At 36.1% G+C, this 12,321-nt stretch carries 12 protein-coding genes and 1 tRNA gene; 4 read left to right on the forward strand and 9 right to left on the reverse strand.

Annotated elements, in window-relative coordinates:
* Positions 1-119: 119 nt before the first annotated feature.
* Positions 120-347, forward strand: a complete 228-nt coding sequence (locus FS875_RS10620) for a hypothetical protein (RefSeq protein WP_144755477.1) — start codon at positions 120-122, stop codon at positions 345-347.
* 153 nt (positions 348-500) lie between these two features.
* On the opposite strand, the gene FS875_RS08115 is transcribed toward FS875_RS10620, so the two are convergent.
* The 4 genes from FS875_RS08115 to FS875_RS08130 all read right to left on the reverse strand — a co-directional run bounded on the left by FS875_RS08115 (position 501) and on the right by FS875_RS08130 (position 3,762).
* Positions 501-576 (reverse strand) — tRNA-Thr (locus tag FS875_RS08115).
* A 208-nt stretch (positions 577-784) separates the two neighbouring features.
* Positions 785-2,143 carry an acetyl-CoA carboxylase biotin carboxylase subunit gene (gene accC / locus FS875_RS08120; protein WP_144755480.1) on the reverse strand — a complete coding sequence of 453 codons (1,359 nt, stop codon included), beginning with the start codon at positions 2,141-2,143 and terminating at the stop codon, positions 785-787.
* A 14-nt stretch (positions 2,144-2,157) separates the two neighbouring features.
* Positions 2,158-2,640: an acetyl-CoA carboxylase biotin carboxyl carrier protein gene (gene accB, locus FS875_RS08125; protein WP_144755484.1), complete on the reverse strand. Its 483-nt coding sequence runs from the start codon at positions 2,638-2,640 to the stop codon at positions 2,158-2,160.
* A gap of 249 nt (positions 2,641-2,889) precedes the next feature.
* Positions 2,890-3,762: a DsbA family protein gene (locus FS875_RS08130; RefSeq protein WP_144755487.1), complete on the reverse strand. Its 873-nt coding sequence runs from the start codon at positions 3,760-3,762 to the stop codon at positions 2,890-2,892.
* A 339-nt stretch (positions 3,763-4,101) separates the two neighbouring features.
* Between FS875_RS08130 and glpD the strand changes: the two genes are divergently transcribed.
* From glpD to cobT, 3 genes are all read left to right on the forward strand, one after another.
* Entirely contained in the window at positions 4,102-5,610 is a 1,509-nt protein-coding gene (gene glpD, locus FS875_RS08135; RefSeq protein WP_144755490.1) for a glycerol-3-phosphate dehydrogenase, read from the forward strand.
* 494 nt (positions 5,611-6,104) lie between these two features.
* Positions 6,105-7,085 (forward strand): tRNA dihydrouridine(20/20a) synthase DusA, encoded by a 981-nt coding sequence (dusA, locus tag FS875_RS08140; protein ID WP_144755493.1) that lies wholly within the window; start codon positions 6,105-6,107, stop codon positions 7,083-7,085.
* A 371-nt stretch (positions 7,086-7,456) separates the two neighbouring features.
* Positions 7,457-8,464, forward strand: coding sequence for a nicotinate-nucleotide--dimethylbenzimidazole phosphoribosyltransferase (cobT, locus tag FS875_RS08145; protein WP_144755496.1), 1,008 nt, complete (start codon positions 7,457-7,459; stop codon positions 8,462-8,464).
* Positions 8,465-8,490: 26 nt separating this feature from the next.
* On the opposite strand, the gene FS875_RS08150 is transcribed toward cobT, so the two are convergent.
* The 5 genes from FS875_RS08150 to FS875_RS08170 form a co-directional block, all read right to left on the reverse strand.
* Positions 8,491-8,982, reverse strand: a complete 492-nt coding sequence (locus tag FS875_RS08150; protein ID WP_144755499.1) for an Lrp/AsnC family transcriptional regulator — start codon at positions 8,980-8,982, stop codon at positions 8,491-8,493.
* 19 nt (positions 8,983-9,001) lie between these two features.
* Positions 9,002-9,637 (reverse strand): uracil-DNA glycosylase family protein, encoded by a 636-nt coding sequence (locus tag FS875_RS08155; RefSeq protein ID WP_144755502.1) that lies wholly within the window; start codon positions 9,635-9,637, stop codon positions 9,002-9,004.
* Positions 9,638-9,667: 30 nt separating this feature from the next.
* Entirely contained in the window at positions 9,668-10,222 is a 555-nt protein-coding gene (locus FS875_RS08160) for a thermonuclease family protein (RefSeq protein ID WP_144755504.1), read from the reverse strand.
* Positions 10,223-10,577: 355 nt separating this feature from the next.
* Entirely contained in the window at positions 10,578-10,745 is a 168-nt protein-coding gene (gene rpmG, locus FS875_RS08165) for a 50S ribosomal protein L33 (RefSeq protein WP_004864083.1), read from the reverse strand.
* Positions 10,746-10,856: 111 nt separating this feature from the next.
* On the reverse strand, positions 10,857-12,026 hold the full coding sequence (locus FS875_RS08170) for an MFS transporter (RefSeq protein ID WP_144755507.1): 1,170 nt from the start codon (positions 12,024-12,026) through the stop codon (positions 10,857-10,859).
* Between the last annotated feature and the right edge of the window lie 295 nt (positions 12,027-12,321).

The raw sequence follows: 12,321 nt of genomic DNA on the forward strand, positions 1-12,321 counted from the left end.
TAGGTCAGTTTCTTGTGTTGGTTGGTTGCCCATTTATTTGGATAAGCGGGATGTTTTGGTCATCAGTTCCAATCTAGCCAGAGATATATTGAAGCATAATCAACAGGGAGCACGCTCATGTGGTTGGAAAGATGATCAAGAAAGAAGATAACAAAAAACAACTTACAGAAACGGAACAGCAACTTCTTCACGAGATGCTAGAGACGTATCAATGCGTGAAGATAATGTCCCGTTTTATGAAATGGATAGTATTCCTTCTCTTTATGTTTATCCTCGACTTTTCTCGTCTCATGAACGCGCTAGACAATAGTCTCTCACACTTAAAAAAATGGCTCACAAAAAGTTAGAGAAAGAGAAAAAAACACCTCGAAAAGAAGTGCTGATTCGCAATAATTGAGAGGCATGTTGCAAAATCCTATTCCCGCACCTTTATTCTATCTCCCCTAACCCTAAAAAAATACTCAAAAAATCAACAACTTATTTGTGTAAAAAAAACAAGATGGTGCCCCCAGAGAGACTCGAACTCCCGACCCCCTGATTACAAATCAGGTGCTCTACCAACTGAGCTATAAGGGCATAACCATGTAGGGGGTAGCACAAACTCACAAAAAGGAAAATAGAAAATTATCAATTTTACCGTATATTTTAAAAACTTTTATCGCAAATTATAAAATAATTAGTTCCTTTATCTTCTTACCATCATTTACAACGATGTTAGATGCTCTTTCCATGTATGATAATTCAGAAAGAATTCGTGATAAGAATTTATCATTTTGTTGTCAGATCATGTATCTGGAAAAGTTGATTGCTGAGAAAGATACTTTTCCAGCCAGTGAATATTATAATTACCCTCTGCAATATCTTGATTGTTAATGAGATCACGGAAGAGAGGTAATGTGGTTTTGATTCCATCGACCACAAATTCATCTAAAGCGCGCCGTAAACGCATCATACATTCCAAACGGGTACGTCCATGAACAATCAGCTTGCCAATCATGCTATCATAATAAGGAGGAATACGGTAACCTGAATAAGCACCTGAATCAACGCGAATTCCTAAACCTCCAGGGGTATGAAAATGTGTAATGGTTCCTGGTGATGGTATAAAGGTGAGAGGATCTTCTGCATTAATACGACATTCAATAGCATGGCCAGAGAAATTGATATCTTTTTGTGCAACCGAAAGTTTGTTGCCAGATGCAATATGAATTTGTTCATGAACTAAATCTATGCCTGTAATGGCCTCAGTGACAGGATGCTCAACTTGTAAACGTGTATTCATTTCAATAAAGTAGAATTCACCGTTTTCATAAAGAAACTCAACGGTACCTGCTCCACGATACTCAAGTTGTGCACAAGCATTTGCAACAATATCACCAATTTTTTTCCGTTCACTTTCATTAAGTGCAGGTGATGTAGCTTCTTCCCATATTTTTTGATGGCGCCGTTGAAGTGAACAATCACGTTCTCCTAAATGAATCGCATTTCCTGCACCATCACCTATAACTTGAACTTCAATATGACGGGGCTTTTCTAAAAATTTTTCGATATAAACTGCATCATCACCAAAAGCCGCTTTAGCTTCTGAACGAGTTGTTTTAAGAGCTACAGCAAACTCTTGTTCAGAATGAACGACTTTCATACCACGTCCACCACCACCAGCAGAAGCCTTAATAATAACTGGATAACCAATTTCATGAGCAATGCGTAGAGCATCTGATTCTTCAGTGATAGCTCCATTTGAACCAGGAACGACAGGAATTCCAAGTTTCTTAGCAGTTTTCTTTGCTTCGATTTTATCACCCATGATTCGAATATGTGCAGCCGTTGGGCCAATAAATGTAATATTATGGGCTTCTAGAACATCGGCAAATTTGGCATTCTCAGAAAGAAAGCCATAACCTGGATGAACAGCATCAGCCCCTGTAATTTCGCATGCAGCAATAATTTGATGAATACTTAAATAAGAATCGCGTGCTGGGGGAGGGCCTATACAAACACTTTCATCAGCAAGCCTAACATGCATTGCATCAGCATCAGCAGTGGAGTGAACGGCTACAGTTTTTATGCCTAATTCTTTGCAAGCGCGTAGAATACGAAGAGCAATTTCTCCTCGATTAGCAATGAGGATCTTTCGAATCATAGTTGCCTCTCACTTTATTCAACAATAATAAGCGGTTCACCAAACTCAACGGGTTGGCCATCTTCCACCAAAATAGAGGTTACTGTGCCGGAACGTGGTGATGGAATTTGATTCATCGTTTTCATTGCTTCAATAATAAGCAAAGTTTGTCCTTCAGAAACATTTTGCCCTACTTCTACAAAAGGTTGAGCTCCAGGAGAAGGTGCAAGATAGGCTGTTCCAACCATTGGAGATGTTACTGCGTCTTTAGATTTATCTTCCTTTATAGGAGCTGTAATTGACGGAGTAGGAGCTACGGAAATAGTAGGGGAAAGGGGAGCATAAATTGTTTGTTCAGGAGATGCCGAAATATTTTGACGTGAAACACAAATACGAAGTCCACCCTGCTCAAGTTCAATATTTGTCAAATTCGTATCATTTAAAATTTCAGCAAGATCCCGAATAATTTTTGTATCAATTGCGGGACTTTTTGCTGCGTCTATTTTTTTTGTTGCCATTTTACTTCTAACTCCTTGATCAATGAAGATCGTCACTATCTCATGCTTATGACTAAATATCTCTAGACTACGGATGACCTTTTATAAGGGCTTTAAAAGCTATCTACTTTTTTAGAATTACACTTTATAATCTTAAACCAGTATCTGCTATATGAAGTTGCTCTTATAAGTCTGTTATCAAAAAAGAAAAAGTATAAAATTATCTCATGGATAGCATTCTCTATAAAATTGATGAGGTAAAAAAGATATTCACTGTATATTTTCTATGGATTTTTTTAAAACATCCTTGCTTACAGCTCCAATGAAAACTTTATCATCAATGATATAAGAAGGCGTACCTGTAATATTGAGTCGAGAAGCAATTCGGACATTTTCCTTAAAGGGATTTTGAAGATTAGGATCTTTTATTGCATCACGCAATTCTTTTTCATCTGCTCCTAATGAAACTGCTATTTGTATAGCTTTAGCTTCATTCGCGCGACTTTTACTGGTCAAAAGCGCTTTATAAAACTGAGGATATTTTTCTGGAAATTGTTTTCGAAAAGCATGAGCAACAGTGTGCGCCGCTATAGAATCAGATCCTAAAATAGGTAAATCTTTAACAACGACTCGCAGATCTGGATGTTCTTTGATTAAGTTTTCTATATATGAATAGGACATCTTACAATATCCACAATTGTAATCAAAGAAATCAATCAGCACTTTTTTACCATTTGGATTTCCCAAAACAGCATCATGAGGAGAGTGAAAAATTTCTTTTCTAAAAAAGTTAATGATTGAGGCTTGTGTTTGGGCATCTTGCGCGTTTTCCTTTTCCAATTTCTCCTGGAGGTTTATCTGCATTTCAATCAGGATTTCTGGATGAGTGAGTAAATAGTCCCTTACAATTTTTTGAATATCGCGATTATCGATCTGTGGTGTAATTTTTTCTTTGAGCTTAGACAAAAAAGTAGAATCTTCTAGAAGTTGTGTTTTAAGTTGTTCTGCATTTAAATAATTTGCTGTTTTATTTCTAGATGTTGCATTTGATAGAGAGGATGAAAAGGTTAAAAGCCCCAAAAGAATTGTTGCTGAAAATTTAGCAATGAGCGGTACTGTTAAATGTGGAGACTTATAGGTCATTGATACGCCTTTATATTTCTACTGTAATGCTGAAGTCAAACTCTATAAAAAATATTACTTATATGCAATTAAGCATTTAACTGTAGAACACATCTAGTAGGTTGCAGAAAAAACATCAACTTTTTTCTCTAAGAAGATTTCATATGATGCATATTTACAATGCTCACGTTCTTTAAGGGCTGAAATTTCCTTTCTTTTTATCAGTATTCATTTATGATGATCTCCAAGATATTTATACATGTTTATTGTGAAAATAAGCATTTTAAGAATCCGATTAAGGACATTTGTATGAGTTTTTTACTGGTGCTTTATTGCGTGCAGTAGAACAAATTAAATTAAATGATGAAAAGTGAAGTTATGAAAACTGCGATGCATTATGATTTATTTATCATTGGTGGAGGCATAAACGGATGTGGGCTAGCAAGAGATGCAGCTGGGCGCGGATTTAAAGTGGGATTGGCGGAGATGAATGATCTCGCTTCGGGGACATCAAGTGCATCGACAAAGCTTATTCATGGTGGTCTTCGTTATCTTGAACATTATGAGTTTAGATTGGTTCGTGCCGCGTTAAAAGAACGGGAAATTATCTGGCATATGGCTCCACATATTGTGCGTCCTTTACGTTTTCTGCTCCCCTATCATAAAGAGTTGCGTCCTGCTTGGATACTGCGTTTGGGTCTTTTCATTTATGATTATTTGGGAAACTGGAATCAGAAACTATGGCGCAGTAAAACAGTTCATTTTTCAAAAAAATTTCCTTCTACACTGAAAGAAAAGTATCATAAAGGTTTTGAATATTCTGATGCAAGAGTAGATGATGCGCGTTTAGTCATTGCTAATGCTCGTGATGCTGAAAAGCAGGGAGCAGATATAAAGGTACGAACAGAAGTTCTCTCTTTAAAGAGAGAAGAAAAAAAATGGCTTATCATTCTTCGAAATAAATTAAATGGTCAAGAATATTGCGTTACAGCTTCCTATGTTGCAAATATGACAGGTCCTTGGATTAATCATATTCTGGCAAATGTATTAGACTGTAAAGAAAATCCTCCCATACGACTTGTTAGGGGATCACATATTGTGGTTCCAAAGCTTTATGCCCATGATCGTGCTTATATTTTTCAAAACGGTGATGGGCGTATTCTTTTTTCTATTCCCTATCAAGAGAAATTTACATTACTTGGAACAACGGATTGTCATTATCAAGGTGATCCTGCTCATGTTCATATTACAGATGCAGAGATTGATTATATCTGTGCAGCAGCGAGTGAATATTTCGTACAACCTGTATTGCGTGAGAATATTGTTTGGACCTATTCTGGTATTCGTCCACTCTATGATGATGGAGCTTCAAAAGCACAAGAAATTACGCGCGATTACGTTTTAAAAGAAATGGGGACAGAAAATCTGCCACGGATTCTTAATCTTTATGGCGGTAAGATCACAACTTATCGCAAACTCGCCGAAGATGCTATGAAATTTGTGGAAAGGGCGCTTGGGAAAAGGGGAGCACCGTGGACAAAAAATTCAACGCTTCCTGGAGGTGATTTCCCATATAATAGCTTAGAGACAATTGAAAATAAAATTGCTCTTTTGATTCCAGGTTTAGATGCTTTTACATATAGAAGACTTGCACGCTCTTATGGTTCTGAGGCGCTGGTGATATTTGCAAATGCTAAAGAAGATAAAGGAACAGATTTTGGACATGGACTCTACGAAATAGAAGTCAAATGGTTGATGGAAAAGGAATGGGCGAAAACATCTGAAGATGTGTTGTGGCGCCGTTCAAAACTTGGACTTTTTTTTAGTGAGAAAGAAATTAATATTCTTTCTGCTTATATGCAAAACTAAAAAAGAAGTGAAAAAATATAATAATTTTAATCTATTATAACATTTTGTTGTAGCTCTATATAGCTTTTCCTTCAAAGTGCTAAGATGAAAACTATTCATGCCTATAAAAAATGAAATGGTGGAATTAAAAAAATATTGAGATACAAAGCTTGCCTGTAGATCTTATGAAATGAAAATACATAGATACTGAGCGGAGTAAATCTATCTGATTAGAGAGTGTAGAGAGAAAAAATATTTTTATCCCCTGAATAATGAGGAGAACTGAGCATCTTATGCAGCATTTACTTGCCCCATAAATGAAACCATATTGAAGGAAAAGAAGCTGTAATGGTTATACATGCATATAATACCTTCGTTTATTGTTTATCAACCTCAAAATCTCTTGGAGACTGGATATCGGTAAAGAGAATAAAATTTTCTCTATCGTAGAAAAAGTGAGGACTTTGTATTATGAATGAGAAACACTTCATGGAGATAAGAAAGTAATCTTTATTATGGCCTTATATAATTCTCCATCATCCGTAAAATTTGCAGTAGCACCAATGTTGGGCTGGACAGATCAGCATTGCAGGTTTTTTTATCGCCTTTTAACGAAAAAGGCTCTTCTTTATACCGAAATGATTGTAGCTGATGCTGTTATCCATGGTGTTCGCAAACAAATATTGGCTTTGAATCATAAAGAACATCCTGTTGCCTTGCAATTAGGAGGAGCAGATCCCAAAAAATTGGCAGAGGCTGCGCAAATTGCTCAAGAATTTGGTTATGACGAAATAAATCTCAATGTTGGTTGTCCATCAAATCGTGTTCAAGCCGGTGTGTTTGGAGCTTGCTTGATGTTACATCCTGACATTGTGGCAAATGCTGTGGAAGCGATGAAAAAAGTGGTTACTATACCTGTAACTGTCAAATGTCGTGTTGGTGTGGACGAGCAAGATGAAGAATTCGCTTTAGATCTTTTAGCCAATCAAGTTTGGAATGCTGGATGTGACGCACTCTGGGTACATGCACGCAAGGCATGGTTACAAGGATTAAGCCCGAAAGAAAATCGCAATATTCCCCCCTTGAATTATGAAAGAGTTTACAAATTAAAAAACAAATATCCCCATAAATTCATTGGGATAAATGGTGGGATTAAATCTATTTTTGAAATAAAAGAGCATTTAACTTTATGTAATGCTACCATGGTTGGTCGACAAGTTTATCATGATCCAACTTTATTAAGACATATTGATTTTGAAATATATGGTGAACCGCACGATAATCTAAGTGATAGTGAGCTTATTGAAGTTATGTGTGATTATGCTGCTCGGCATATCGCATTGGGAGGGCGGCTTTCTCATATAACACGTCATATGATTGGTTTATTTCATGGTCGGGATGGAGCACGTCGATGGCGACAAATATTATCAAATGACGCAACAAAAAATGATGCAGGCATCCGTGTTTTGAAAGAAGCTTTTTCTGCTCTCATTTAATAACTGTTTAGAGATGAGTTTATGTTAAAGATTAGATTCTCTAGGAAGATTTTTTAAATCCAGATTCGTGCATTTTGGAAATGCTATCACTTTTATTATTGGAGAGGATACTACAAATTACTCATATTGCCTAAGATATGCTCACAATATGCAAATAAGTTAATAATATAATATAAAAACGTGCAATAATATATTGATAACATTTTATAATCTATAATTTTCCCAGAGCGACCCTTTCATTAGAATGTTAAAGTGTAAAAATAATATTTAATGTTTTTAAAGCACTGCTTTTAAAAAACCAATAAATTGTTCATATCCTATATATATGACGAAATTTCCATAAAACATTGTCAATTTGAAAAGGTATCTTCATGACTGTTAGTCCATTTGATGATTTTCGTGCTTTACTCACAAATTTACCTCTTGCTGATGCGTTTTCTATAACTTTGGCAAAAAAACGGCAAAAAAAATTAACAAAAGTTCAAGGTGATTTAGGGAAATTGGGAGATATTGCAGTTTGGTATGCGGGATGGAGGGGAGCTGAAAAGCCTATTGTAAAAAGACCGCTCGTTGCTATTTTTGCTGGAAATCACGGTGTTACAGAAGAAAATATTACACCATTTCCGCAATCTATGACACAAAAGATGGTACAAAATTTTGCAATGGGTGGTGCTGCTATTAATCAAATTTGTATAGCTTATGACCTCGGATTGAAGATTTTTGATTTAGCACTGGAATATCCCACAATGAATATTACCAAAGATGCAGCCATGGATGAGCGTAGTGCAGCTGCTACAATGGCATTTGGAATGGAATCCATTGCAGGTGGAACAGATCTCTTGTGTATCGGTGAGATGGGCATTGGGAATACAACAATAGCTTCAGCTTTGTGTTCAGCGTTGTTTGGGGGAGATGTTGAAGAATGGATAGTACGTGATATGAAATCGGAGGGAGAATTTTATCAGCGTAAAATAGCAGCGGTTAAGACAGCAATTTCTTTACATAAAGATCATTTTCATGATCCTTTAGAGATAATGCGTCGATTAGGAGGGCGTGAAATTGCTGCTATGGTTGGAGCTATTTTGGCAGCAAGAATGGAAAAAGTTCCGGTTATTTTAGATGGTTTTGTAGCGACTGCTGCTGCTGCGATTCTTTATAAAATGCATCCAAGAGCACTTGATCATATTCTTGTTGGACATGTTTCATCTGAGGAAGCACACTGTAAACTTTTAAAAAAAATTGATAAAGAACCGCTTTTAGATCTGAAAATGTGTGTTGGTGAAGGAACAGGTGCAGCCATTGCAGCTGGCATTGTCAAGGCTGCTGTTCTAACACATGCACAAATGGCGTTTTTTGAAAAAGAGAACTTAACAACCTGAAGGATGATCAGAGTTGTTAAAGGCTTTTAAGAATCTTGTTCACTGGATTTTTCTTGTAACTTTATGTAATTGAGTGGAAGTTCTGTTGTATATTTGATCTGTTCCATTGCAAAAGAAGATGAAACATCACGGATATCGATTTGAGAAATTAATTTTTTATAAAAAAGATCATAAGCTTCAATATTGGGAACAACAACACGCAATAAATAGTCAATGTCTCCACTCATTCGATAAAACTCTATGACTTCACGAAATTCCTGTACAATTTTTGAAAAACGCTTAAACCATTCATGGCTGTGTGTGTGTGTGCGAATAGAAACAAAAACAGTAACATGAGCATTTACTTTTTCTGGAGAAAGTACAGCAACACGACGCTGAATAACACCATCCTCCTCAAGTTTTTGAATTCTACGCCAGCAAGGTGTGGTCGAGAGTCCAACTCTTTTTGCAATATCAGCAACAGAGAGTGTCGCATTTTCTTGTAAAAGATGTAGAATTTTTCGATCAAGACGATCCATATTTTTCTCAATATTCAGTTTATAAAAATTCACGTACTAAACTACGCAGAGATACAATAAGCTCATCATTAAACCACGGATTTTTTTGTAACCAAGAAGTGTTTCTCCATGAAGGATGAGGTAAAGGCATGACATTATAGCCTCGAGGTTGGCGGATGGAAAGAATATTTCTCCAATCATTGACGGTTGCTGAAACAGTTTTATGCTTTAATCCTATAATATGCCACTTTTGCGCATAACTTCCAATAGCAAGCACAAGCTTTATTTGTGGCATTGCTCGGAAGACTTTCTCATGCCATATTTCATGACATTCACGTCTTGGTGGCAAATCAGATTTGTTTTTATCATAGCCTGGAAAACAAAATCCCATAGGAACAAGTGCAAAAAGAGATCTATTATAAAATTCTTCTTTTGAAACATTTAGCCAATCACGCAATCTTTCACCAGAGCGATCATTAAAAGGAATAGAAGTTTCGTGGACACGTAAGCCAGGCGCTTGACCTGCAATTGCAATCGAAGCGCTATCAGATAAATAAACAACGGGATTTGGCTCATGAGGAAGAGGAGGAAGATAACATGGTTGTTCAATGCAAATGCGACAAGAATAAATTTGCTTTTCAAGTTTGATAATTGAGTTAGAATGTGGTTGTTTCATGGGCAAATAGGGAATTGAAAAATGCTCTTCTTATTCTGTCCTTGGGTGTGCTCTCCTCCATTCTCTTGGTCGCTGAAAATCTGATTGCCATATTCCTTTTTTTTTCTTTTTAGCTTCTTGCTCTTCTTTAGGATAATCATAGTAACTTACTGCCCAACCATTACGGACAAGTGTTGCATTGATATTGCTGACTTGTTTCGTTTTGCATGTTGCAAGAATGCGACGATATTTATCTTTTTTATGCCAATGACATCTAACGAATTGATTTGCTATAAGCTGTTCTAAGTATTTTTTTGCCTCAAGTCCACACGGAGTGCGTGTTTCCTTTTTACCGCAAGATTGGTGGAGTTCAGGGGCATCGATCCCTGCAAGACGAATCATGATTGAAGAAATCATGATTGAATCGCCATCAATAACAAATGCCTGACCTTCAATAAACGTTTTTGAAGAAAAAGTTTCTTTTTGAGGAAGCGTTTGAATATACTTAAAACAAACTGTTATAATGCTCGCAATAATAAAAAGACTAAAACCAATGATTTTTAGTTTAACATTTTTTCGATCAAAATAAAAAAACTTCTTTTCCATGAAATCCAAGAAACAGTTACTATAATTAGAGAGAATTTCCTATAATCTCTGCGAATAATTCTATTTCCTTGATAAAGACATAGCCCATTCTGATGGGGATATTTCACTATCTTAATGCACGTTACATCTTGCTTATATATCAGAATAGATCACAGACAATACCATGGTAAGACTTATGATGATGCAGATAGGCAATAAAAAAATAAATCAACCCATTCTGTCAAAGCGTATAGATTACAAATACATTATTTTTTAAAATAAAAAAACAAAAATGCTCCTCAAAAATAATTTTGAAGAGAAAAAATCCATATTTTCTCGGGGATTATAAACCGTCAGTTAAACTGACGTAACCCCATTATTTAATTTTCGTTTCTTTGAATTCGACATGCTTTTTTACAACTGGATCATATTTACGTTTGCTCATTTTATCTGTCATTGTACGACTGTTTTTCTTTGTTACATAGAAAAAACCAGTATCTGCAGTTGATAAAAGCTTGATCTTAATGGTTGCTGCCTTAGCCATAATTTAAGATTCCTATTTATATTATATCGAAAAACAATATTATCTTATTATTAAAATCTATTTCCAATGCAATCAGATTTTGCGGCAACACTACGGATGTTGCCAAAAAAGTCAAGAGCTGATTAATTTTCTGATAAGTTGTACAAACACTAAAATCATATATAAACCAAAAAAACAAGTGATGGCTGCAGAAAAACCAAAGGGCGTGAAGATATCCATGCTTTGACCAATAAAAGTTGGTCCAATAAGCATACCAATTCCATAACAAAAAATAAAAGCAGAATTAGCATGCGCAAGTTCATGATCTTTAAAACGCGCACCAAGATGTGCAAGTCCGATTGTGTAAAGCCCAGCAGTTACACCTCCAAGAAGAAAGAGATCAAACATCAAGAGCCATTCATATTGTGTTATCCACGGTATCATAAAAGTTCCAACAAAACCTAAGATAGCACAACCCATAAGAGGATAACGCCGATCTTTTGCATAATCACTTATAATGCTGATGGGGATTAAGAGAAAAATATTACCCAGTGCAAGCGTTGCCATAAAATGTGCGGCCTCATTTTCGTTATATCCAATAGATAAACTAAAGGGCGTTATAAGCGTTAATGCCCCCATTTGAACAGCGCCGTAAACAAGAACTGCCATCATTGAACTTGGAACACAAAAAAGGTAGGGAATAAAAAATGTATGCTGATTCTCTTTAAATTCTGGACTTAATTTCCAAGCTATAAGAATTGGTATAGAAGCAAGTGCAATAAGAATACTGCCTATCGCAAAAGGGGTAAACCCTTGTGTTCCTACTTTTACTAACAGTGTAGGACCTACCGCAAATCCTAACCCTAATATAATAGCATAAAGAGAGAGTATTAAACCACGTCTTTTAGGTGGTGCACAACTGTTGATCCAAAACTCTGACAATATAAACAGAACTGTCATAGTAAAATGGAGTATAAATCTTAAAAGGAACCAAATCCATATTGTTTCAAAAAAATAGAATCCTAGAAAACTCAAATACCCTATGATCATCATGATCAATATCGTTTGAGTAATCCCTAAGTATAGGGCAATTCGAGCAGTAAAGATGGCAGCGACGACTGTAGCAATTCCACCAATTGTTCCGCTATAACCGATAGCGCTATTTGAAATGCCTTTTTCCGTCATGAGAAGTGAAACAAGTTGTGTTCCCATGCCCAATGCTATTCCAACTGTACCAATGGTTGTAATGGCTGCAACGATTGCGCGCAAAGAGTTATTGTGAAGATTCAAATTTTTTATCATGAGGATAACTTAATTTTGCCTTTATTTATTCGGCTAATACAAATTTAATTGGAAATAAAAGAAATAAAAACTATAGAATTATAGATAAATCATCATCACACAGCAATGCACCAAACTGCGTCTACAGGTCGCATTAAGTGTACGCAGGCAAAAATACCCGCATGCATGAAGTCCAATACGTATCTAATCCTGCATGTTATTACACCGGTGCTATTCGCTGGAATCGCCCACTACGAGAAGCAGGATAGCTAGATACCGATTAGACCATCGCGAAACACAAAATCTCCGACAATAC

It is taken from the genome of Bartonella saheliensis (assembly GCF_902162175.1).

Excerpts from the sequence above, each read along its gene's own strand:
- accC (WP_144755480.1), bottom strand. The coding sequence starts at position 2,143 with ATGATTCGAAAGATCCTCATTGCTAATCGAGGAGAAATTGCTCTTCGT.
- accB (WP_144755484.1), bottom strand. The coding sequence starts at position 2,640 with ATGGCAACAAAAAAAATAGACGCAGCAAAAAGTCCCGCAATTGATACA.
- FS875_RS08130 (WP_144755487.1), bottom strand. The coding sequence starts at position 3,762 with ATGACCTATAAGTCTCCACATTTAACAGTACCGCTCATTGCTAAATTT.
- glpD (WP_144755490.1), top strand. The coding sequence starts at position 4,102 with ATGATGAAAAGTGAAGTTATGAAAACTGCGATGCATTATGATTTATTT.
- dusA (WP_144755493.1), top strand. The coding sequence starts at position 6,105 with ATGGCCTTATATAATTCTCCATCATCCGTAAAATTTGCAGTAGCACCA.
- cobT (WP_144755496.1), top strand. The coding sequence starts at position 7,457 with ATGACTGTTAGTCCATTTGATGATTTTCGTGCTTTACTCACAAATTTA.
- FS875_RS08150 (WP_144755499.1), bottom strand. The coding sequence starts at position 8,982 with ATGGATCGTCTTGATCGAAAAATTCTACATCTTTTACAAGAAAATGCG.
- FS875_RS08155 (WP_144755502.1), bottom strand. The coding sequence starts at position 9,637 with ATGAAACAACCACATTCTAACTCAATTATCAAACTTGAAAAGCAAATT.
- FS875_RS08160 (WP_144755504.1), bottom strand. The coding sequence starts at position 10,222 with ATGGAAAAGAAGTTTTTTTATTTTGATCGAAAAAATGTTAAACTAAAA.
- rpmG (WP_004864083.1), bottom strand. The coding sequence starts at position 10,745 with ATGGCTAAGGCAGCAACCATTAAGATCAAGCTTTTATCAACTGCAGAT.
- FS875_RS08170 (WP_144755507.1), bottom strand. The coding sequence starts at position 12,026 with ATGATAAAAAATTTGAATCTTCACAATAACTCTTTGCGCGCAATCGTT.